Source organism: Castellaniella sp. S9, from assembly GCF_027257175.1.
GTDB lineage: Bacteria > Pseudomonadota > Gammaproteobacteria > Burkholderiales > Burkholderiaceae_B > Castellaniella.
Genome location: NZ_JAPFGD010000008.1, coordinates 227,535 through 248,409, shown reverse-complemented (window position 1 = coordinate 248,409; position 20,875 = coordinate 227,535). Strand labels below are relative to the sequence as shown.

Below are 20,875 nucleotides of genomic sequence, written 5' to 3'. Positions count from 1 at the left end.
AAAATGGCGGCTGACACCAACGATGGGCAAGGAGAATCGGATGGGCAATATCTTCGAACAGGACTTACCCAGGACTTCCGCGAATTTTGCGCCCCTGACCCCCTTGCTGTTCCTGGAGCGCGCCGCCGAGGTCTACCCCGGGAGGCTGGCCGTCGTCCATGGCCTGGGCGATGGGGCGATCCGCAGCACCTGGGCGCAGCTGTATGCACGCTGCCGGCGGCTGGCCAGCGCCTTGGCGGCCCGCGGGCTGGGCGTGGGCGACACCGTGGCGGTGATGTTGCCCAATACCCCGGCCATGGTCGAGGCCCACTTCGGCGTTCCCATGTCCGGCGCCGTGCTCAATACACTCAATACCCGGCTGGATCCCGCCACCATCGCATTCATGCTCGATCATGGCGAGGCCCGCATGGTGATCGTCGACACCGAGTTTTCCGGAGCGATGCGCGAGGCGCTGGCGCAGCGCCGCGGCACACGGCCCGTCGAAGTGGTCGAGGTCGCCGATCCCCTGTACGAAGGAGAGGCCGACCTCATCGGCGGGACCCACTACGAGGACCTGCTGGCCGGCGGCGACGAGTCCTGGGCCTGGCACATGCCTGCGGACGAGTGGGATGCGATCTCGCTCAACTACACCAGCGGCACCACCGGCAACCCCAAAGGGGTGGTCTATCATCATCGCGGCGCGGCGATCAATGCCGTGTCCAACATCCTCGAGTGGGACATGCCCAAGCACGCGGTCTACCTGTGGACGCTGCCGATGTTCCATTGCAACGGCTGGTGCTTTCCCTGGACCGTGGCGGCGCGCGCGGGGGTCAATGTCTGCCTGCGCCGCGTCGACGCGCAGGGCATGGTCGAACTGATGCGCGAGCATGGCGTCACTCACTATTGCGGCGCGCCCATCGTCCACGGCATGCTGGTCAACGCGCCCCAGCCGCTGCGCGAACGCATTCCGGCGGGCATCCGGGCCATGGTGGCCGGCGCCGCGCCCCCGGCCTCGATGATCGAGGGCATGGAGTCTCTGGGCATCGACCTGACCCACGTCTATGGCCTCACCGAGGTGTATGGTCCCGCCACGGTCTGCGCCAAGCATGCGGATTGGGATGCGCTCGACATCGGCCGGCGTGCCGGGCTCAACGCCCGCCAAGGCGTGCGCTATCACCTGCAGCGCGCGGCCACGGTGCTGGACCCCCAGACCCTGCGGCCGGTGCCGGCCGACGGCCGGACCATGGGTGAAATCATGTTCCGGGGCAACATCTGCATGAAGGGCTATCTGAAGAATCCCGAAGCCACCCGCGAGGCGCTGGGTGACGGCTGGTTTCGCAGCGGCGACCTGGCGGTGATGCATCCGGACGGTTACATCCAGATCAAGGATCGCAGCAAGGACATCATCATTTCCGGCGGCGAGAACATCTCTTCCATCGAGGTCGAGGACGTGTTGTACCGGCATCCGGCCGTGCTGGCGGCGGCCGTCGTGGCGCGCCCCGATCCGCGCTGGGGCGAAACCCCCTGCGCGTTCGTCGAACTCAAGGAAGGCGCCGCCGCGACCGCCGACGACATCATCGCGCACTGCAGGCATCATTTGGCCGGCTACAAGACACCCCGCATGATCGTCTTTGGCGAACTGCCCAAGACCTCGACCGGCAAGATCCAGAAGTACGAGCTGCGCAAACGGGCGGCCGACGCATGAGCGCCGGCGGCCAGCGCCACGCGCTGCTCACCCCGGCTCAGATGGCCCTTGCCGATCGCCTGGCGATCGAAGGCGGGATCGCGGGCGTCGCCCTGATGGAGGCGGCCGGCCGGGCCGTGGCCGATGCGGTGATGGACCGCTGGTCCGCCACGACGGTCTGCGTCCTCTGCGGGCCGGGCAACAATGGCGGCGACGGTTTTGTCGCGGCATGCCGCCTGCGCGAGGCCGGCTGGCCGGTGCGGATCGCGTTGTTGGGGCGCCTCGAGGACCTGGGCGGCGACGCCGCGCTCTGTGCACAAGCCTGGGGCGGGCCGATCGAGGCCCTGGGGCCGGCCGCGCTGGACGGCGCCGGGCTGGTGATCGATGCCTTGCTGGGGGCCGGATTGTCGCGCCCGCTCGCCGGGGCGCCCCTCGCAATGGTCGAGGCGGCCAATCGCAGCGGCCTGCCGGTGTGCGCGGTGGACGTGCCCAGCGGGCTGGACGGCGCCACGGGGCGTGCGCTGGGGGCCGCCGTACGGGCGGATGTCACGGTGACTTTCTTTCGCCGCAAGCCAGGGCACTTGCTGATGCCCGGGCGCGCTCTGTGCGGGGAACTGCTGTGCGCCGACATCGGCATTCCGGATGCGGTGCTGGACGCCGTCCAGCCGGATTGCAGGGCCAATCACCCCGATCTCTGGATTGGGCACTATCCCTGGGCGAGCCTCGAGAGCCACAAGTACCGGCGCGGCCACCTCCTGGTGGTCGGCGGCGACACCATGCTGGGCGCCACGCGTTTGGCCAGCCAGGCCGCTGCGCGCATGGGTGCGGGCCTGGTGACACTGGCCGTACCGCCCGCGGCCTGGCCGATCCAGGCGGGGGCGCTGACCAGTGTGATGGTGGCCTGCCTGCCAGAGAACGGCGCGCTGGGGGAGGCCCTGGCCGATGAGCGCCGCAACGTCGTGCTGATCGGCCCGGGCCTGGGTGTATCGATGCGCACCCGGGCCCAGACCCTGGCGGTCCTGTCCACCCGCAGGCCTTGCGTGCTGGATGCCGATGCGATCAGCAGTTTCGCGGGCGCGCCGGATCTGCTGGTCGAGGCCCTGCACGAGGCCTGCGTGCTGACGCCCCACGAAGGGGAATTCGCGCGGCTGTTTCCCGGCCTCGAGGGGGACAAGCTGTCCCGTGCGCGGGCCGCGGCGCGCGCCTGCGGCGCCGTGATGGTCCTCAAGGGGGCCGATACGGTGATCGCCCGCCCGGACGGGCAGGCGGTGATCAACGACAATGCGCCGCCGGAACTGGCGACCGGCGGGACGGGCGACGTGCTGGCCGGATGCATCGCCGGCCTGCTGGCGCAGGGCATGAGGCCCTTCGAGGCGGCCTGCGCCGCCGTGTACCTGCATGGGCAGGCGGCCGCGGGTTTTGGGCCTGGATTGATCGCACAGGACTTGCCCGACGAACTGCCGGGCGTCCTGGCGGCATTGCGCGCACGCTCGCGCGCGGAGGATTAGGCATATGGCGGACGTGGTGGCCCTGGTTTTCGATTTCGACGACACGCTGGCATCCGACAGCACCTCGGGCTTCCTGGAGGAGATCGGCGTCGACCCCGCGGCGTTCTGGAAGGACGAGGTCGGCCCCTTGCTCGAACACGAGGACTGGGACCCGGTGCCGGCGTATCTGCACCGCATGATCGAGCTCTCGCGCAGCGGGCGCCATGGCGCCATCACCCGCGAGCGGCTCGAGCGCTGGGGCGAGCGGCTGTCCCTGCACGAGGGCGTGGACACCCTGTTCGAGCGCCTGCGGGCACGGCTGCACAAGGCGCATCCGCAGGTCCAGATCGAGTTCTACCTGATCTCCAGCGGCATCGGCGACGTGCTGCGCCGCACGCCGATTGCCGGACAGTTCACCGACATCTGGGCCTCGGAATTCACCTACGATGCCTCGGGGGCCATCGACTTTCCGCGCCGCATCGTCAGTTTCACCGACAAGACGCGCTATCTGTTCCACATCCAGAAGGGCATCTTCGGTCCCGAATCGCGCAACAAGCCCTTCGAGGTCAACCGCAAGGTGGATGCCGACAAGCTGCGCGTGCCCTTCGAGCAGATGATCTTCGTCGGCGACGGCTATACCGATATTCCTTGTTTTTCGCTGATCCGCCGCTCGGGCGGCGTGGCGTTCGGCGTCTGGGATCCGCGCCACCGGGAAAAGCGCAGCCGCGCCTGGGGCTTCATCGAGGACGGCCGGGTGTCGAATCTGAACCATGCGCGCTTTGGCGAGGAGGCCGAGCTCTACCAGCTGCTGGAGGCCGCCGTCGAGAGCCTGGCGTCCAAGATCGTGCTGCGGACGCGGATGTACCGTGGCTGAAGGCAAAGGCGACCTGCCGGCCGCAACCGTGTCCGAACCGCTGGACGACGATGACGCCATGGCGCTGGCGCTGGATCTGGCGCGCCAGGCGGCGGCGCTGGGCGAGGTCCCCGTGGGCGCCGTGGTGCTGGATGCCGCCGGCCGGCTCATCGGTGCGGGCCACAACCGGACGATCATCGATCGCGATCCCACCGCACATGCCGAGATCGTCGCCCTGCGGGCCGCCGCGCGCGTCCTCGACAATTACCGCCTGGGCGGCGCGCGGCTGTACGTGACCCTCGAACCCTGCGCCATGTGCCTGGGCGCCATGCTGCATGCCCGCCTGGCCGAGGTCGTCTATGGTGCCAGCGACCCCAAGACCGGCGCCTGCGGCGGCGTGGTCGCCCTGCATGCCCAAACCCGTCTGAACCATCACACGACGGTGCGCGCGGGCGTGCGCGCCCAGGAGGGCGGCGAGCTGCTGCGCGCATTTTTCCGCGACCGGCGCCGGGCGGCGCCATCCGCGGATATACCCGCCGCCGGGGCGAGCCGGAATGAAAGCGCCGCATCCGCGCCCGCCGCCGTTCCGCCGGGTGGTTTTTCTTCTTCGACACAGGATCCCTCCATCATGAGCGACAGTTCACCGGCAGCCGCCTCCGGCGGCCACGACCACCCCCATGCGGGCCATGCCTGCGATGATCCCGGTTGTCACGCGCATGGATCGCATGCGCGGCCGGCCGGCATCTATCTGATCTCGCCTTCGGGCGCGGTGCGCGACCCCGAGGCCGTGCACCTGGCTCGCCAGCGCCTGCGCGACATGGGCTACCGCGTGACGATCGACCGGACGGCGCTGGCGGTGCACGAGCGCTTTGCCGGCACCGACAGACAGCGCCTGGCCGGCATCGTCCGGGCGCTCAAGCAGAAGCACCCGATCGTGATGGCGACGCGCGGCGGCTATGGCTTGAGCCGCCTGCTGCCCTCGATCGATTGGCGGGCCGTGGCCGACAGCGGCAAGACCTTCATCGGACAGAGCGACTTCACGGTGTTCAACCTGGCGCTGCTGGCGCGCACCGGCGCGCAGAGCCTGGCGGGGCCGACGGCGGTGTTCGATTTCGGCGGCAAGACCGTGGACGACCTGACGCAGGCCTTGTTCCAGGAAACCCTGGACGGGGAACTGGAGGTCCTCAGCTTCGAGTCCCCTCAAGCCGATGCCGTGGACGCGCGCGGCATCCTGTGGGGGGGGAACCTCGCCATGGTGGCATCGCTGGTGGGCACCCCCTACCTGCCGGACATCCAGGGCGGCATCCTGTTTCTCGAGGATGTGGCCGAGCATCCCTTCCGGATCGAGCGCATGCTGACCCAGCTCTGGCATGCGGGCGTGCTGCACAAGCAAAAGGCCATCCTGCTGGGCCGTTTCACGGAGTATCGCCTGGCCGCGCACGACAACGGCTACGATCTCGATTCGGTCGTCCGCTGGCTGCGGGACACGGTGCGCGTGCCGGTCGTGCCCGGCTTGCCGTACGGCCATGTGCGCATCAAGGCGACCTTGCCGGTGGGCGCCCGGGTGGGCATCGCCACCGAGGACGGCATGGCCCATTTGCTGCTGCAGGAACGCCACTGAGGTGGCAAGGGGCAGGGGGGGATGCCTGGGCCGCACCTGCTACACTAGCAGGTTATCCTGATTCCTCCAGCAAGATCCGCAACCGTGATATCCACCGCAAACCTTACGATCCAGTTCGGCAGCAAACCCCTGTTCGAGAACGTCAGCGTCAAGTTCGGCGACGGCAACCGCTATGGCCTCATCGGCGCCAATGGCTCGGGGAAATCCACGCTGATGAAGATCATCGGCGGTGACCTCGAGCCCACTTCAGGCAATGTCTCGCTGGAGCCCGGCCTGCGCCTGGGCAAGCTGCGCCAGGACCAGTTCGCCTTCGAAGACGTCCGTGTGCTGGACGTCGTCATGATGGGCCACGTCGAGATGTGGCGGGTCATGAGCGAGCGCGATGCGATCTATGCCGATCCCGAGGCCACCGAGGACGACTACATGCGCGCCGCCGAACTCGAGGCGCGCTTTGCCGAGTACGACGGCTACACCGCCGAGGCGCGCGCCGGCGAACTGCTGCTGGGACTCGAGATCCCGGTCGAACAGCACGAACTGCCGATGCGCGAGATCGCCCCCGGCTGGAAGCTGCGTGTGCTGCTGGCCCAGGCGCTGTTTTCCAACCCGGACGTGCTGCTGCTCGACGAACCCACCAACAACCTGGACATCAACACGATCCGCTGGCTCGAGAACGTGCTCAACGAGTACGACAGCACGATGATCATCATCAGCCACGACCGCCACTTCCTGAACCAGGTCTGCACGCACATGGCCGATCTGGACTATGGCGAGCTGCGTGTCTATCCCGGCAACTACGACGATTACATGCTGGCCTCGACCCAGGCGCGCGAGCGCCAGGTGGCGGCCAATGCGCGCGCCAAGGAACGGGTCACCGAACTGCAGGATTTCGTGCGGCGCTTCTCGGCCAACAAGTCCAAGTCGCGCCAGGCGACCTCGCGCCTGAAACAGATCGACCGGATCAAGGCCGAGACCGTGGTGGTGAAGCCTTCCTCGCGCCAGAATCCCTACATCCGCTTCGAGGTGAACAAGGTCCTGCATCGCCAGGCCGCGCACATCGAGGACTTGTCCAAGGCCTACGATCGGCCGATCATCGACGGCCTGTCGACCATGATCGAGGCCGGCCAGAAGGTCGCCATCATCGGCGCCAACGGCGTGGGCAAGACCACGCTGCTGCGCCTGCTGGCCGGCAACCTGGCGCCCGATGAGGGCAGCGTGCGCTGGTCGGAAAACGCCGACCTCGGCACCATGGCCCAGGACGTCTCGGACCAGTTCGATTCGGACCGCGACTTGTTCGACTGGCTGAGCGACTACCGCCAGCCCGGTGACGAGGACCAGGCCATCCGTTCGGTGCTGGGCCGCCTGCTGTTCTCGGGCGACGAGATTTCCAAGGCGGTGCGCGTGCTGTCGGGCGGGGAAAAGAACCGCATGAGCTTCGGCCGCCTGATGCTGGGCCGCCACAATGTCATGCTGCTCGACGAGCCGACGAACCACCTCGACATGGAGTCCATCGAGTCCCTGCAGTACGCCCTCGAGCAGTACCAGGGCACCCTGGTGTTCGTCTCGCACGACCGCCAGTTCGTGTCGGGCGTGGCCACCCGCGTGATCGAGATCCTGCCCGAAGGCCAGCTCATCGATTACCCGGGGACCTACGACGAATACCTGTCCTCCAGGGGCATCGAGGCCTGAGGCCGGCAGCATGGCGTTCGTCCTCGGCGGCGTCGCGCAATACGAGGAGGAGATCCGCAAGAGCCGCTTCCTGGCGGTGGCGGCCCCCGTGCGCAGCGCCGACGAGGTCGCCGCCTTTCTGGCGGCCACGCGCCAGCTCCAGGCCAGCCACAATTGCTGGGCGTGGCGCATTGGCCAGGCCTATCGTTTTCACGACGACGGTGAACCGGGCGGGACCGCCGGCCGGCCGATCCTGCAGGCGATCGACGGACAGGACTGCGACCGCGTGGCGGTGATGGTGACGCGCTGGTTCGGCGGCATCAAGCTGGGCACCGGCGGCCTGGCGCGGGCCTATGGCGGCGTTGCCGCCCAGTGCCTGCGCCTGGCGGACAAGGCGCCGTGGGTGGAAGAGCGCCGGATACGGTGCGATTGCGGCTTCAGCGACATGGAACGCGTGCGCGTCCGTCTGTTGGAGGCCGGCGCGCGGTTCGAGGACGAAGCCTACGGGGGCGACGGCGTCAGCTGGACGCTGGCCATCGAGGCCGCACGCTGCGCGAACCTCGAGGCCCTGTACAGGGATCTGACGCGCGGCCGCGGGACCTGGGCCCCTCTGGACGAGGCGCCCGAGGCCTGAGCGCGGGCTGCTTAGTGCGGCTTGCCTTCCTGGGCCGCGATCTCGGCGTGCACCTGCGACATGTCGACCGCCTTGACCTGGGTCACGAGTTCTTCGAGCTGGGCGGCCGACAGCGCACCCGCCTGCTGGAACAGCAGCACGTTTTCGCGGAACACCATCAGCGTGGGAATCGAGCGGATGCGCAAGGCGGCAGCCAGCTCCTGCTGGTCCTCGGTGTTGATCTTGGCGAAGGTGACGTCGGGATGCTGCTCGGCCGCGGATTCGAAGACCGGGGCGAAGCTGCGGCAGGGGCCGCACCACGGCGCCCAGAAATCGATGATGAGGGGTTTCTCGGCCTGGGTGGCGTCCTGAAAGGTGTCTTGGGTCAGTTCGATGGTGCTCATTGAGGCTCCTCGGTTGGGAAACGGCGGGATCTCGCGTGGAGTCTCCCCATGAGGAGCATATGGGGATGGGGGCCGATCTTGCAAGCGGCCCCCTTGATTCAACCTGGAAACAATGCGTATTTGATGATGAACAGGATCGCGACCAGCAGGGTTGCCGAGTGGATCTGGCGGAAACGCCCGGTCAGGATCTTGATCGCCACGTAGCTGATGAAGCCGAAGGCCAGGCCGTTGGCGATGGAATAGGTCAGCGGCATGGCGATGGCGGCGATGGCGGCCGGGACGGCCTCGGTGATGTCGTCCCATTGCACGTCGACGAGTTCGCGCAGCATCAGGCAGGCGACGTAGAGCAGGGCGGGCGCGGTGGCGTAGCCCGGCACGACCGCGGCCAGCGGCGACAGGAACAGGGCCAGCAGGAACAGCGCGGCGATCACCAGTGCGGTCAGCCCGGTGCGCCCGCCCGCCTGCACGCCCGAGGCGCTTTCGATGTAGGCGGTGGTGCTGCTGGTCCCCAGCATGGAGCCGGCGACAATGGCCGTGCTGTCCGACAGCAGGGCGCGGCCCAGGCGGTTGGGCTTGCCGGGCTGGATCAAGCCGGCGCGCGTGGCCACGCCGATCATGGTGCCGGTCGCATCGAACACCTCGACCAGCACGAATACCAGGATCACGTGAAAGAAACCGGTGTGCAGGGCGCCCGCGATGTCGAGCTGGAAAAAGGTCGGGGCGAGGCTGGGCGGCGCGGAGAACACGCCCTTGAATTCCGTGTAGCCCGTCAGGATGGACAGGATGGTGATCGCGAGGATGCCGATCAGGATGGCGCCGCGCACCCTGAGGGCGTCCAGGGCCGCAATGAGGAAGAATCCGAGGATGGCATAGAGCGTGGGGACGTGGGTCAAGTCGCCCAGGCCGACCTTGGTGGCCGGGTTGGCGACCACCACGCCGGCCGTGCCCAGTGCGATGATGCCCAGGAACAGGCCGATCCCGGCGGCGATCGCCGCGCGCAGCGAGGGCGGGATGCCGGCCACCAGCCAGGACCGGATGCCGGTGACGGTCAGGATCACGAACACCACGCCCGAGATGAATACCGCCCCCAGGGCCTGTTGCCAGCTATAGCCCATCTGGGCGACGACGGTAAAGGCAAAGAACGCATTCAGGCCCATGCCCGGCGCCATGCCGATCGGCCAGTTGGCCACGAAGGCCATGATGAGCGTGCCGATGGCGGCCGCCAGGCAAGTCGCCACGAAGACCGCGTCGCGGTCCATGCCGGTGCTGGAAAGGATGTCGGGATTGACGAAGACGATGTAGGACATCGTCAGGAAGGTGGTCAGGCCGGCCACGACCTCGGTGCGCGTCGTCGTCCCATGGTCGGACAACCGGAACAGTTTCTCTAGCATGATGCTCCTTTGGCGGGTGGTTGTTGTTCACTGTCTTGCCGCAGATGCATTCTAAAACCGTTTCACCAACGGTTGTACACTGCGCGCATGATTATCATCGGATTCGAAAGCTCTTGCGACGAGACCGGCGTCGCCGTCGTCTGCACCGAGCGCGGCCTGTTGTCGCATGCCTTGCACAGCCAGGTCGCCATGCACCGGGAATACGGCGGCGTGGTGCCCGAGCTGGCCTCGCGCGATCACATCCGCCGGGTCGTGCCGCTGACCCGTGAGGCCCTGTCGCGCGCCGGATTGGACATGGCGGACGTGGATGCCGTCGCCTATACGGCGGGGCCCGGCCTGGCTGGCGCCTTGCTGGTGGGCGCAAGCTTCGCCAACGCCTTCGCCTGGGGGCGCGGCGTGCCGGCGATTCCCATTCATCACCTGGAAGGCCATTTGCTCTCGCCGCTGCTGGCCGAGCCCGCCCCCGCGTTTCCTTTCGTCGCGCTGCTGGTGTCCGGCGGACATACGCAACTGATGCGGGTCGATGGCGTCGGGCGCTACGAGCTGCTGGGCGAAACCCTGGATGATGCGGCGGGCGAGGCCTTCGACAAGAGCGCCAAGCTCATGGGCCTGGGATACCCCGGCGGACCGGAGCTCTCGCGCCTGGCCGAGCGCGGCGACCCGGGCGCATATGCGCTGCCGCGGCCGATGCTGCACAGCGGCGACCTGGATTTCAGCTTCAGCGGCCTGAAGACCGCCGTCCTCACGCGCATGAAGACGCTGAGCGGCACGGACGGCGCGCCACCCGATCCCGGCGCGGTGGCGGACCTGGCTGCCGCCACCGAGGCCGCCATCGTCGATGTGCTGGCCGCCAAATCACTGGCGGCCCTGCGCCAGACCGGCCTGCGCACCCTGGTGGTGGCCGGCGGCGTCGGCGCCAACCGCCCTCTGCGCGAACGCCTGCGGCAGGCCATGCCGGCCCTGCACGGCGAGGTGTTCTTTCCGCCGCTGCACCTGTGCACCGACAACGGCGCCATGATCGCCTGGGCGGCCGCCCTGCGCGTGCGCGCCGGACTGGTCGAATCGGAGACGGGCGAGGCGTCCTTCGCCGTGCGCCCGCGTTGGGATCTGCGAGACGTCTGCGTTGCTTGAGGCGCAGGGGCGGGGGCCGGACGCTGCCGCCCGATTATTTTTTCTTGGCCCCCAGCCGGTTTTCCTTGCCCGCGAGCAGCCGCGAGATATTGGGACCGTGGCGCATGATCAGCAGCACGGCCAACGCCGCGACCACCACCCCGGTGGCGGTGTCGGTGCGCCAGGCCACGCCGCCGCCGAGGATGTAGTAGCACAGCGCAAAAATCGCCGCCACGATCGAGGCGAGCGACACGTAGCGCGTGATGGTGAGGACGATCACCCAGGTGGCCACCGTCGCCGCAGCCAGCCAGGGCTGCAGCGCCAGCAACACGCCCAGCGCCGTGGCGACGCCCTTGCCGCCCTTGAAGCGCAGGAACACGGGATAGAGGTGGCCGATGAAGGCGGCCAGGCCGGTCCAGGGCACGGCCGCCTCGGGCGCCAGACCCGCGCGCGCCGCCCAGGCGGCCAGCATGACGGCGACCCAGCCTTTGGCGGCGTCGCCCAGCAGCGTGAGGATGGCGGCGGTCTTGTTGCCGCTGCGCAGGACGTTGGTGGCGCCGGGGTTGCCCGAGCCGAAACTGCGCGGATCGCGCAAGCCCATCGTCCGGCTGACCAGCACCGCGAACGAGACCGAGCCGATCAGGTATCCCAGGATCAGGACGATGACGACTGCGGTGGCGGCGGATAGGCTGGACATGGCGCTGAACGATCGGGGTTGTGGTGTGGCGGCCATTCTAACCGGCGGCCATCCAATCCGTCATCGTCCTTGGGTACAATTCGCTACGTCTGGTTTGATTCGAAAAATGGAAGGGCGCGATGCGGATTCTGGTCTCCAACGACGATGGCTACAATGCGCCCGGGGTCGAGGCGCTGGCCGAGGCACTGCGGGATTTCGGCGAGATCACCGTGGTTTCGCCCGAGACCAATTGCAGCGGCTCCTCCAACTCCCTGACGCTGCGTCGGCCGCTGTCGGTGCGGCAGGCGGCCAACGGCTTCTATTTCGTCAACGGCACGCCGTCGGACTGCGTGCACATCGCTTTGACGGGCCTGCTGGATTTCCGTCCCGACCTGCTGGTGTCCGGCATCAACAACGGCGCCAACATGGGCGAGGACACCTTGTATTCCGGCACCGTCGCGGCGGCCAGCGAAGGCTTCCTGTTCGGCATTCCCTCGATGGCGTTCTCCCTGGTCCAGCGCGAATGGCGGCACCTGGATTGCGCGACGCGCGTCGCGCGCGATCTCGTCACCCTGTTCCAGCGCGAGCCCTGGCAAGATCCCCTGCTGCTGAATGTGAACATTCCGCCGGTGCCCTACGAGGCCCTGGCCGGATTCCGCACGACCCGCCTGGGCCGGCGGCATCCCGCAGAGCCCGTCATCCGCAGCACCACGCCGTACGGCGACCCGGTCTACTGGATCGGCCCGGTCGGGCGCGCGCTCGACGGGCTCGACGGCACCGACTTCGGCGCGATCGAGAACAACGCGGTCTCGATGACCCCGCTGCGCCTGGACCTGACGCACCACGAGCAGCTGGCGGCGATCCACGACTGGACGGCGCGCCTGTGAGCAAGGCCCGGCATCCTTTCGACAAGCCCGGACGCGCGGCCCGGGGGCCGTCCGCCGGCCCCGGTCCGGGGCCGGGCTATTCCCCCGCCAACAGCAATACCCGGATCCACGGTCCGCGGCCCTTCGTTCCGCCGGTGCCGGCGGCCCCCGCGCCGTCCGTGGCGTCGCCATCGTCCAACCTGGGCCTCAACTCCGACCGCCTGCGCGCCCTCATGGTCCAGCGCCTGCGCGAACAGGGCATCGGCGATGCGCGCGTCCTGGCCGCCATGCAGGCGGTTGCCCGGCACGAATTCGTGGACCAGGGCCTGGCGAGCCGCGCCTACGAGGATGCGGCGCTGCCGATCGGTTTTGGCCAGACGATTTCCCAGCCCTGGGTGGTTGCGTATATGCTGTCGGTGATGTGCCAGGGGCGCGATCCTTCCCGGGTGCTCGAGGTCGGCGCGGGCTGCGGTTATCAGGCTGCGGTGCTGGCCCAATTCGTGCCCGAGGTCTTTGCCGTCGAACGCGTGCGCGGCCTGTACGAGCAGGCGCGGCGGAATCTCGCGCATGCGCGCGCACGCGGCCGGGTGCGGCTGTCGTTCGGCGACGGGATGCGGGGGCTTGCGCACCATGCGCCTTTCGATGGCATTGTGGTGGCTGCCGCCGGGGTTAAAATCCCTGAGACCTTGCTGGAACAGCTGGCCATCGGCGCGCGCTTGATCGCACCCGAAGGCGCCTCCCGGCAGAAGCTCATTCTGATCGAGCGCACCGGCCCCGCCTCATGGCGGCGACAGGAACTCGAGGATGTCCGATTCGTACCGCTGCGTCCCGGCACGCAGCCCTAAGGAGATTTTCATGCATGTAGGGACGTTTGCGACAGGCGCTCCACTCATCGACACCCGGCGCCGCGGCGCTCGCCCGCTGGTGCTGGCCGCACTGTTTGCAACGGCTTTGCTGGCGGGTTGCGCCTCGCGCTCCGAGCGTGCGCCGGTGGCCGATCAATCCACCGCGCCGGCGGCCGGGCAGTCGGCCAGCGGCACCTATGTGGTCAAGCCCGGCGACACGCTCTACAAGATCGCGCAGGCGCACGGCATGGAGGTCGCCCGCCTCAGCCAGCTCAATAACATCAGCAATCCCTCGCAACTGGCCATCGGCCAGGTGCTGCGACTGGACGGCGGCACGCCCATGCCGGCGGGCGGTTCCCAGGGCGGATCCTCGGCCACGCCGATCCCCGTGACGCCCGTCCAGACGCCGTCGGCCAGCGATTCCGCATCCTCCGACACCGCGGCGCGCGCCAGCGACGCCGGGATCATCGCGTGGGGATGGCCGGCCACCGGCAAGATCATCCAGGGGTTCAACACCACCACCAAGGGCATCGACATCGAGGGGCCGATCGGCGCGCCGGTGCAGGCCGCCGCCGACGGCAAGGTCATGTACGCGGGCAACGGCGTGCGCGGCCTGGGCAACCTGATCCTGCTGGGCCACAGCAATGGCTTCATCACGGCGTACGCGCACAACCAGTCGCTGTTGGTCAAGACCGGCGAAACCGTCAAGAAAGGCGCCAAGATCGCCACGGTCGGCCAGAGCGACACCAGTTCACCGCGCCTGCACTTCGAGATCCGCCGGCGCGGTACGCCGGTCAATCCGCTGTCCTACCTGCCGGCCCGATGATCCCGACGCTGGTCTTCGACCTCGAGACCATTCCGGATGCCGAGGGCCTGCGGCGCCTGAATCCGCAATGGTCGGACCTGGGCGACACCGCCCTGATCGAGGCCGCCCTGGAGGCCCGGCGCGAATCCCACGGCAATGACTTCCTGCCGCTGCATCTGCAAAAGATCGCGGTGGTGGGTTGCGTGTTCCGCGACGACCAGGGCTTCCGGGTCAAGACACTGGGCCGCCCCGAGGATCCCGAGGACGTGTTGATCGCCGGGTTTTTCAAGACCATCGGCCACTACACGCCGACCCTGGTCAGCTGGAACGGCTCGGGCTTCGACCTGCCGGTGCTGCACTACCGCAGCCTCATCCACGGGGTGGCGGCGCCGCGCTATTGGGATACGGGCGAGGACGACCGCGAATTCAAGTTCAACAATTACCTCAACCGCTATCACAATCGCCACATCGACCTGATGGACGTGCTGGCAAAGTTCAATGGCCGCGCGAATGCACCCCTGGACCAGTTGGCCAAGCTCTGCGGCTTTCCGGGCAAGCTCGGCATGGACGGCGGCCAGGTCTGGCAGGCCTGGCACGAAGGGCGCCGCGACGAGGTCCGTGCCTACTGCGAGACCGACGTCGTCAACACCTGGCTGGTGTACTGTCGCTATCGCCTGATCAAGGGCGATCTGGACGCCACGGCCTACCAGGCGGAACTCGAGCTGGTGCGCGACGCCCTGCGCGAGAGCGGGGCCGATCATTGGCGGGAATATCTTTCGGCCTGGGACCATGCCTGACCCGCACACGCTGCTGCTGGACATCGAATCGCTGGATCTTGAAGGACAAGGCGTCGCCCATCACGAGGGCAAGGTCGCCTTCGTGGAGGGCGCCCTGCCGGGCGAACGCATCCTGGCGCGCATCGTGCGCCGCAAGCCGTCCTTCGACAAGGCGCGCATCGACCGCGTCGTACGGGCCTCGTCACAGCGCACCTTGCCGCCCTGTCCGCATTTTGGAACTTGCGGGGGCTGCGCCATGCAGCACTTGGCGCCGGCGGCTCAGATGGCGATCAAGCAGCGCGCGCTCGAGGATGCGCTGGCGCACATCGGCAAGGTCCGGCCGGCACAGATCCTGCCCGCCATGCAGGGTCCCGACTTCGGCTACCGCCATCGCGCCCGCCTGTCCGTGCGGCTCGTGCCCAAGAAAGGCGGGGTGCTGGTGGGCTTTCGCGAGCGCAACAGCAGCTATGTGGCCGACATCCGCCAGTGCCTGGTGCTGCCGCCGCACGTCTCCGCATTGCTCGTGCCGCTGCGCGCGCTCGTCGAAAGCCTGTCGCGCCCCGACCGCATCCCGCAGATCGAGGTGGCGGTCGGCGACGAGGCCACCGTCCTGTCCCTGCGCCACCTCGAACCCCTGGTCGATGCGGACCTGCAGCAATTGCGGGCCTTCGCGCGCGCGCACGAGGTGGTCTGGTGGCTGCAGCCCAAGGGGCCGGACAGCGCCCATCCGCTCGATCCGGCGGACGCCGACCGGCTGGCCTATGCCTTGCCGGCCTACGGGCTGCGCATGCATTACCGGCCGACCGATTTCACTCAGGTCAATCCCACCATCAATCAGGCGCTGGTCGCGCGCGCCCTGAGCCTGCTGGCGGTGCAGGGCACGGATCGGGTCGCCGACATGTTCTGCGGCCTGGGCAATTTCAGTCTGCCCCTGGCCACGGTGGCCCGCGAAGTCGTGGGGTACGAGGGCAGTGCCGCCCTGGTGCGGCGCGCCCGCGAGGACGCGGCGCGCCAGAATCTGGATGGCCGCGCATCGTTTGCCGAGCTCGACCTGTTCGAGATCGATGCCGACTGGCTGCGCGGCCTGGGCCGTTTCGACCGGATGCTGATCGATCCTCCGCGCGAGGGGGCGCTGGCCCTGGCACATGCCCTGTCCGCGCTGGCGCCGCACGAGCGGCCCCAGCGCGTCGTGTATGTGTCCTGCAATCCCGCCACACTGGCGCGCGATGCGGGCATCCTGCACCACGTCGGCGGCTGGACGCTGCGGGCGGCGGGCGCGGTGAACATGTTCCCGCACACGGCACACGTTGAATCCATCGCCGTATTCGAGCCCTGACGAGACCGAGGAGGCTGCAATGAATCCCGTGGCTGTTGGAAGACAAGCCATCCCACGGACCGTCTGGATGCTGGGTCTGGTCAGCCTGTTCATGGACCTGTCCTCGGAACTGATCCACAGTCTGCTGCCCATTTTCCTGGTATCGGGGCTCGGCGTGAGCGTGCTGGCCGTGGGCGTGATCGAGGGGGTGGCCGAGGCCGCGGCATTGATGGTCAAGGTCTTTTCGGGGGCGATCAGCGACTTCCTCGGACGCCGCAAGGGTTTGCTGCTGGCCGGCTATGGCCTGGCGGCCCTCAGCAAGCCCCTGTTTCCCCTGGCCGCCTCGGCGGATATGGTATTTGCCGCCAGATTCATCGATCGGATCGGCAAGGGCATCCGCGGCGCGCCTCGCGATGCCCTCGTGGCCGATGTGACGCCGCCGCGGATCCGAGGTGCGGCTTTCGGGCTGCGCCAGTCCATGGACACGGTGGGCGCGGTGCTGGGCCCGGGTCTGGCGATCCTGCTGATGCTGGCGTATGCGGACATCCGGCTGGTCCTGTGGTTCGCCGTGGCGCCGGCTGTCGTGGCGATGGCGCTGCTTTGCTGGGGTGTGCGCGAGCCTCGCGCCGATGCGCAGCGTCCGACGCGTCGATTCCGCTCGCCCATCGACTGGCGCGCCGTCCAGGCTTTCGATGGGGTCTACTGGCGGGTCGTGGCCGTCGGGGCGGTCTTCACGCTGGCGCGCTTCAGCGAGGCCTTCCTGATCCTGCGGGCCCACGACATGGGGCTGAGCGCCGCCTGGGCCCCGCTGGTCATGATCGTCATGGCGTTGCTCTTTACCCTGTCGGCCTATCCGGCCGGCTGGTTGTCGGACCGTGTGCCACGCGTTGCCGTGCTGGCGGCCGGTCTTGCGCTGCTGATCCTGGCCGACATCGCCTTGGCCGTCGACGGCGGCGGTCCGTGGCTGCTGTTGGTGGGCGCCGGGCTCTGGGGGCTGCACATGGGATTCAGCCAAGGCATCCTGGCTGCGATGGTCGCCGATGCGACGCCTGCCGGACTCAAGGGCACGGCCTTCGGGATTTTCAACCTGGCCAGCGGCGTGTGCATGCTGCTGGCGAGCATCCTGGCGGGGTGGCTGTGGCAATCCTGGGGTGCGTACGCGACCTTTTTGACGGGCGCCGCCTTTGCGGCTGTCGCCTTGCTGGGCCTGGCGGCCACAGGCCGGTCGACAAAGCGGACGGCCTCGCATTGACGCCGTCACGGCACGGCGCCCTGGATGGTCGCGGGCGCCGTCGAGCCGCCCGCGGCGTCAGCGGGCTGCTTCGAGGGACTCATCCAGGATGCGCTGCGCCTCGATGCGCACGCGCTCGGGCGCGGTGCCGCCGATGTGCTTGCGCGCGGCCACGGAACCCTCCAGGGTCAGCACTTCGAATACGTCCGCGCCGATGGCGCCATGGAAGCCGCGCAATTCCTCCAGGCCCAGGTCGGCCAGGTCGCAACCGCGTTCCTCGCAGCTGCGCACGGCCAGCGCCACGGTCTCGTGCGCGTCGCGGAAGGGCACGCCCTTTTTGACCAGGTAGTCGGCCAGGTCGGTGGCGGTGGCGTAGCCTTGCAAGGCGGCGCTGCGCATGGCTGCCGCCTTGACGCGCACGCCGCCGATCATGTCGACGAAAATCGTCAGCGTGTCGCGGATGGTGTCGGCGGTGTCGAACAGGCCTTCCTTGTCCTCCTGGTTGTCCTTGTTGTAGGCCAGGGGCTGGCCCTTCATCAGGGTCAGCAGCGCCACCAGGTGGCCGTTGACGCGGCCGGTCTTGCCGCGCGCCAGCTCGGGGACGTCGGGGTTCTTTTTCTGCGGCATGATCGAGCTGCCGGTGCAGAACCGGTCGGCGAGGTCGATGAATCCGACGCGCGGGCTCATCCACAGGACCAGTTCCTCGGACAGGCGTGAGACGTGCATCATGATCAGTGCCGCGGCCGCGCAGAATTCGATGGCGAAATCGCGGTCGGACACGGCGTCCAGCGAGTTGCGGCAGACCTCGTCGAACCCCAGCGCGCGGGCCACCCGCTCGCGGTCGATGGGATAGCTGGTGCCGGCCAGGGCGGCGGCGCCCAGCGGCAGGCGGTTGACGCGGCGGCGGCAGTCGGCCAGGCGCTCGGCGTCGCGGCCGAACATCTCGGCGTAGGCGAGCAGATGATGGCCGAAGGTCACCGGCTGGGCGACCTGCAGGTGGGTGAATCCGGGCAGGATGGTGTCCGCGTGCGCCAGGGCCAGCTCGGCCAGCCGGGCGCGCAGCGCGCGCAGCAGCCCGGACGATACGTCGATCTCGTGCCGCAGCCACAGCCGGATGTCGGTGGCCACCTGATCGTTGCGCGAGCGTCCGGTGTGCAGCCGCTTGCCGGCATCGCCGATGAGTTCGACCAGGCGTTTTTCGATGTTCAGGTGCACGTCCTCCAGGTCCAGCGACCAGGCGAAGCGCCCCGCCTCGATTTCCTCGAGGATGGCGGCCATGCCGCGCCGGATGTCGGCGAGGTCGCCCTCGCTGATGATGCCGATGGACGACAGCATCTCGGCGTGGGCCAGCGATCCCTGGATGTCGAAGGCGGCCATGCGCTGGTCGAAGCCGACCGAGGCGGTATAGCGCTTGACCAGATCCGAGACCGGCTCGGAAAAGCGCGCGGACCAGGCCTGCGACTTGTTGTCGAACTGATTGTGGGCGGAGGAGGGCGTGGTATTTTCCATAGTGGCGGAATTATAAGGGAGCAGGCGCGGGCCGGCGGAAGGGTCCCGGTTGTCCGTGCGTTATATTTGAGCTTTTCAGCGGGGCGCGAATACCACGATGGCACAGCACGACATGAAGCAGATCACCGCGATCGTCAAACCGTTCAAGCTCGACGAGGTGCGCGAAGCCCTGTCCGAGCTCGGCGTCAACGGCCTCACGGTCACCGAGGTCAAGGGCTTCGGGCGCCAGAAGGGCCACACCGAACTCTATCGCGGCGCGGAATACGTCGTCGACTTCCTGCCCAAGATCCGCATCGACGTAGTGGTGGCCGCCGACCAGGTCGAGACCCTGATCGAGGCCATCATCAAGGCCGCGCACACCGGCAAGATCGGCGACGGCAAGATCTTCGTCACGCCGGTCGAGCAGGCCGTGCGCATCCGCACGGGGGAAAGCGGCATCGAGGCCCTGTAGCGCATCCATGGAACCCATCCGGATTTCCAAGCTCATGGCCCAGCGCGGGCTGTGCTCGCGTCGCGAGGCCGACGCCTACATCGAGCGCGGCTGGGTCCGCGTCGACGGCCAGATCGTGCGCGAGCTGGGCAGCAAGGCCTTGCCCACGGCCCGCATCGCGCTCGAACGCCAGGCCGAGCGCCGCCAGACCGGCAAGATCACCATCATTCTCAACAAGCCCGTCGGCTACGTCTCGCACCAGTCCGACAAGGGCTACCGCACGGCGGTTTCGCTGGTCCAGGCACGCACCCAATACCACGCGGGCCGCGGCGGCCCCGCCTTCGATCCCGCCCACTTGCGCGGACTCGCACCCGCCGGGCGCCTGGACATCGATTCCCAGGGCCTGCTGGTGCTGACCCAGGACGGTCGGATTGCACGCCGCCTGATCGGCGAGGATGCCGACCTGGACAAGGAATACCTCGTACGCGTCGAGGGTCGCCTGGCCGCCAACGGCCTGGCGCTGCTCAACCATGGACTGGTCCTCGACGGCCAGGCCCTGCGGCCCGCCCAGGTGGCGTGGCAGAACCAGGACCAGTTGCATTTCATCCTGCGCGAGGGCCGCAAGCGCCAGATCCGCCGCATGTGCGAACTGGTCGGCCTCAAGGTGGTCGGGCTCAAGCGCGTGCGCATGGGCCGCGTGGTGCTGGGCGACCTGCCGCCGGGCCAGTGGCGCTATTTGCGCGAGGGCGAGCGTTTCTGAGCCTCGCCGCGCGCCAGTGTGTGGCGCGCATGCTCATCCTGGGCGAGCTTGTCGCGCAGCCAGGGCAGGGCGGCCTGTAATTCCTCGTAGAGCGTCCAGGGCGGGTTGATCACGAACATGCCGCTGCCGTGTAATCCCAGGCCGTCGGCGGCCGGCTTGCGTACGGTCAGGGTGGCGTGCAGCCATTCCACAGGCAGGCGCTCGAGGGCGCGCGCCAGCTCATGGGCCTGTGTGCGCTGTACCAGGGGGTACCACACCGCATAGCAGCCTTGGGCAAAACGCTGCAGCCCGTCGCGCACGGCCTGCAGCGTTTTCTTATAGTCCTGCTTGTCCTCATAGGATGGATCGATGAGGATCACGCCACGCCGCGGCGGCGGGGGCAGCAGGCGTCGAATGCCGGTGAAACCATCCTCGCAGGCGATCTGCGTCTGGCGCAGGGCCTGGCGCCCCTGGTGCCGGATCGTATCCTTGAGGATTTCGACTTCCGTGGGGTGCAGCTCGAACAGCCGCAGCCGGTCGCCGGCACGCATCAGGTGCAGGGCCAGGCACGGGGACCCCGGATACAGATTGGCCACGCCGTCGGGGTTGAAGGCCTGCACGGCCTGGAGGTAGCGCGCCACGAGGGCCGGCGGGCCCGCATGGCCCAGCAGGCGGTCCAGGCCGTCGATGACCTCGCCGCTTTGGCCGGCCCATTCCCCATCCAGGGCGTAGAGGCCGGCCCCGGCGTGCGTGTCGATGACCCAGTAGGGCGCGTCCTTGCGGCCGTAGTAGTCCAGAATCTGGGCCAGGATGGCGTGCTTGAGGACGTCCGCATGATTGGCGGCATGGAAGGCATGGCGGTAGCTGAACACGCGT

General features: G+C 68.3%; 20 protein-coding genes and 1 pseudogene. 16 read left to right on the top strand and 5 right to left on the bottom strand.

All coding sequences use genetic code 11. From position 1 onward, the window contains the following. Window positions 1-40 precede the first annotated feature (40 nt). The 7 genes and pseudogenes from OOZ48_RS14565 to OOZ48_RS14535 all read left to right on the top strand — a co-directional run bounded on the left by OOZ48_RS14565 (window position 41) and on the right by OOZ48_RS14535 (window position 7,923). Complete coding sequence (locus tag OOZ48_RS14565; protein ID WP_269499550.1) at window positions 41-1,684, top strand: acyl-CoA synthetase; 1,644 nt, start codon at window positions 41-43, stop codon at window positions 1,682-1,684. Beyond that, the gene (locus tag OOZ48_RS14560) at window positions 1,681-3,171 is read left to right on the top strand and encodes an NAD(P)H-hydrate dehydratase (protein ID WP_269499548.1); all 1,491 of its coding nucleotides are present in this window, start codon (window positions 1,681-1,683) and stop codon (window positions 3,169-3,171) included. Before OOZ48_RS14565 ends, OOZ48_RS14560 begins: the two co-directional genes overlap by 4 nt. Before the next feature lie 4 nt (window positions 3,172-3,175). Continuing rightward, the gene (locus OOZ48_RS14555; protein ID WP_269499546.1) at window positions 3,176-4,024 is read left to right on the top strand and encodes an HAD family hydrolase; all 849 of its coding nucleotides are present in this window, start codon (window positions 3,176-3,178) and stop codon (window positions 4,022-4,024) included. Continuing rightward, window positions 3,921-4,505, top strand: a pseudogene (tadA, locus tag OOZ48_RS14550) (tRNA adenosine(34) deaminase TadA); the annotation flags it as partial. The gene OOZ48_RS14555 and the pseudogene tadA, both read left to right, overlap by 104 nt. Before the next feature lie 126 nt (window positions 4,506-4,631). Further along, window positions 4,632-5,624, top strand: a complete 993-nt coding sequence (locus OOZ48_RS14545) for an LD-carboxypeptidase (protein ID WP_269499573.1) — start codon at window positions 4,632-4,634, stop codon at window positions 5,622-5,624. A gap of 84 nt (window positions 5,625-5,708) precedes the next feature. After that, a complete protein-coding gene (locus OOZ48_RS14540; protein WP_269499544.1) occupies window positions 5,709-7,310 on the top strand; it encodes an ABC-F family ATPase in 1,602 nt (533 codons plus the stop codon). 10 nt (window positions 7,311-7,320) lie between these two features. Beyond that, entirely contained in the window at window positions 7,321-7,923 is a 603-nt protein-coding gene (locus OOZ48_RS14535) for an IMPACT family protein (RefSeq protein ID WP_269499542.1), read from the top strand. 11 nt (window positions 7,924-7,934) lie between these two features. On the opposite strand, the gene trxA is transcribed toward OOZ48_RS14535, so the two are convergent. Together trxA and OOZ48_RS14525 are read right to left on the bottom strand one after the other, a co-directional pair. Beyond that, window positions 7,935-8,306: a thioredoxin gene (trxA, locus tag OOZ48_RS14530; protein WP_269499539.1), complete on the bottom strand. Its 372-nt coding sequence runs from the start codon at window positions 8,304-8,306 to the stop codon at window positions 7,935-7,937. A 98-nt stretch (window positions 8,307-8,404) separates the two neighbouring features. Next, the gene (locus tag OOZ48_RS14525) at window positions 8,405-9,697 is read right to left on the bottom strand and encodes an NCS2 family permease (protein WP_269499537.1); all 1,293 of its coding nucleotides are present in this window, start codon (window positions 9,695-9,697) and stop codon (window positions 8,405-8,407) included. Window positions 9,698-9,784: 87 nt separating this feature from the next. Here OOZ48_RS14525 and tsaD point away from each other — a divergent pair, with 87 nt between their 5' ends. After that, window positions 9,785-10,828: a tRNA (adenosine(37)-N6)-threonylcarbamoyltransferase complex transferase subunit TsaD gene (gene tsaD, locus OOZ48_RS14520; RefSeq protein WP_269499536.1), complete on the top strand. Its 1,044-nt coding sequence runs from the start codon at window positions 9,785-9,787 to the stop codon at window positions 10,826-10,828. A gap of 34 nt (window positions 10,829-10,862) precedes the next feature. On the opposite strand, the gene plsY is transcribed toward tsaD, so the two are convergent. Beyond that, window positions 10,863-11,504 carry a glycerol-3-phosphate 1-O-acyltransferase PlsY gene (gene plsY, locus OOZ48_RS14515; protein ID WP_269499535.1) on the bottom strand — a complete coding sequence of 214 codons (642 nt, stop codon included), beginning with the start codon at window positions 11,502-11,504 and terminating at the stop codon, window positions 10,863-10,865. Between the two features lie 119 nt (window positions 11,505-11,623). Between plsY and surE the strand changes: the two genes are divergently transcribed. From surE to OOZ48_RS14485, 6 genes are read left to right on the top strand one after another with little or no spacing between them, the layout of a single operon-like run. Next, window positions 11,624-12,370: a 5'/3'-nucleotidase SurE gene (surE, locus tag OOZ48_RS14510; RefSeq protein ID WP_269499533.1), complete on the top strand. Its 747-nt coding sequence runs from the start codon at window positions 11,624-11,626 to the stop codon at window positions 12,368-12,370. Beyond that, window positions 12,367-13,194, top strand: coding sequence for a protein-L-isoaspartate(D-aspartate) O-methyltransferase (locus OOZ48_RS14505; protein ID WP_442867594.1), 828 nt, complete (start codon window positions 12,367-12,369; stop codon window positions 13,192-13,194). The genes surE and OOZ48_RS14505 overlap by 4 nt, the downstream gene beginning before the upstream one ends. A gap of 10 nt (window positions 13,195-13,204) precedes the next feature. Continuing rightward, a complete protein-coding gene (locus tag OOZ48_RS14500; protein ID WP_269499531.1) occupies window positions 13,205-14,020 on the top strand; it encodes a peptidoglycan DD-metalloendopeptidase family protein in 816 nt (271 codons plus the stop codon). Next, complete coding sequence (locus OOZ48_RS14495) at window positions 14,017-14,796, top strand: 3'-5' exonuclease (protein ID WP_269499530.1); 780 nt, start codon at window positions 14,017-14,019, stop codon at window positions 14,794-14,796. Before OOZ48_RS14500 ends, OOZ48_RS14495 begins: the two co-directional genes overlap by 4 nt. Beyond that, window positions 14,789-16,111 carry a 23S rRNA (uracil(1939)-C(5))-methyltransferase RlmD gene (gene rlmD / locus OOZ48_RS14490; RefSeq protein WP_269499527.1) on the top strand — a complete coding sequence of 441 codons (1,323 nt, stop codon included), beginning with the start codon at window positions 14,789-14,791 and terminating at the stop codon, window positions 16,109-16,111. The genes OOZ48_RS14495 and rlmD overlap by 8 nt, the downstream gene beginning before the upstream one ends. A gap of 19 nt (window positions 16,112-16,130) precedes the next feature. Next, window positions 16,131-17,342: an MFS transporter gene (locus OOZ48_RS14485; RefSeq protein ID WP_269499525.1), complete on the top strand. Its 1,212-nt coding sequence runs from the start codon at window positions 16,131-16,133 to the stop codon at window positions 17,340-17,342. Between the two features lie 57 nt (window positions 17,343-17,399). On the opposite strand, the gene argH is transcribed toward OOZ48_RS14485, so the two are convergent. Beyond that, window positions 17,400-18,830: an argininosuccinate lyase gene (argH, locus tag OOZ48_RS14480; protein ID WP_269499524.1), complete on the bottom strand. Its 1,431-nt coding sequence runs from the start codon at window positions 18,828-18,830 to the stop codon at window positions 17,400-17,402. A gap of 112 nt (window positions 18,831-18,942) precedes the next feature. On the opposite strand from argH, the gene OOZ48_RS14475 reads away from it, so the two are divergent. Both OOZ48_RS14475 and OOZ48_RS14470 read left to right on the top strand, forming a co-directional pair. Next, window positions 18,943-19,281 (top strand): P-II family nitrogen regulator, encoded by a 339-nt coding sequence (locus tag OOZ48_RS14475; protein WP_269499570.1) that lies wholly within the window; start codon window positions 18,943-18,945, stop codon window positions 19,279-19,281. Window positions 19,282-19,288: 7 nt separating this feature from the next. Next, entirely contained in the window at window positions 19,289-20,020 is a 732-nt protein-coding gene (locus OOZ48_RS14470; protein ID WP_269499522.1) for a pseudouridine synthase, read from the top strand. On the opposite strand, the gene OOZ48_RS14465 is transcribed toward OOZ48_RS14470, so the two are convergent. After that, a complete protein-coding gene (locus OOZ48_RS14465; protein ID WP_269499520.1) occupies window positions 19,993-20,871 on the bottom strand; it encodes a 23S rRNA (adenine(2030)-N(6))-methyltransferase RlmJ in 879 nt (292 codons plus the stop codon). The two genes, OOZ48_RS14470 and OOZ48_RS14465, sit on opposite strands and share 28 nt — an antisense overlap. Window positions 20,872-20,875 lie beyond the last annotated feature (4 nt).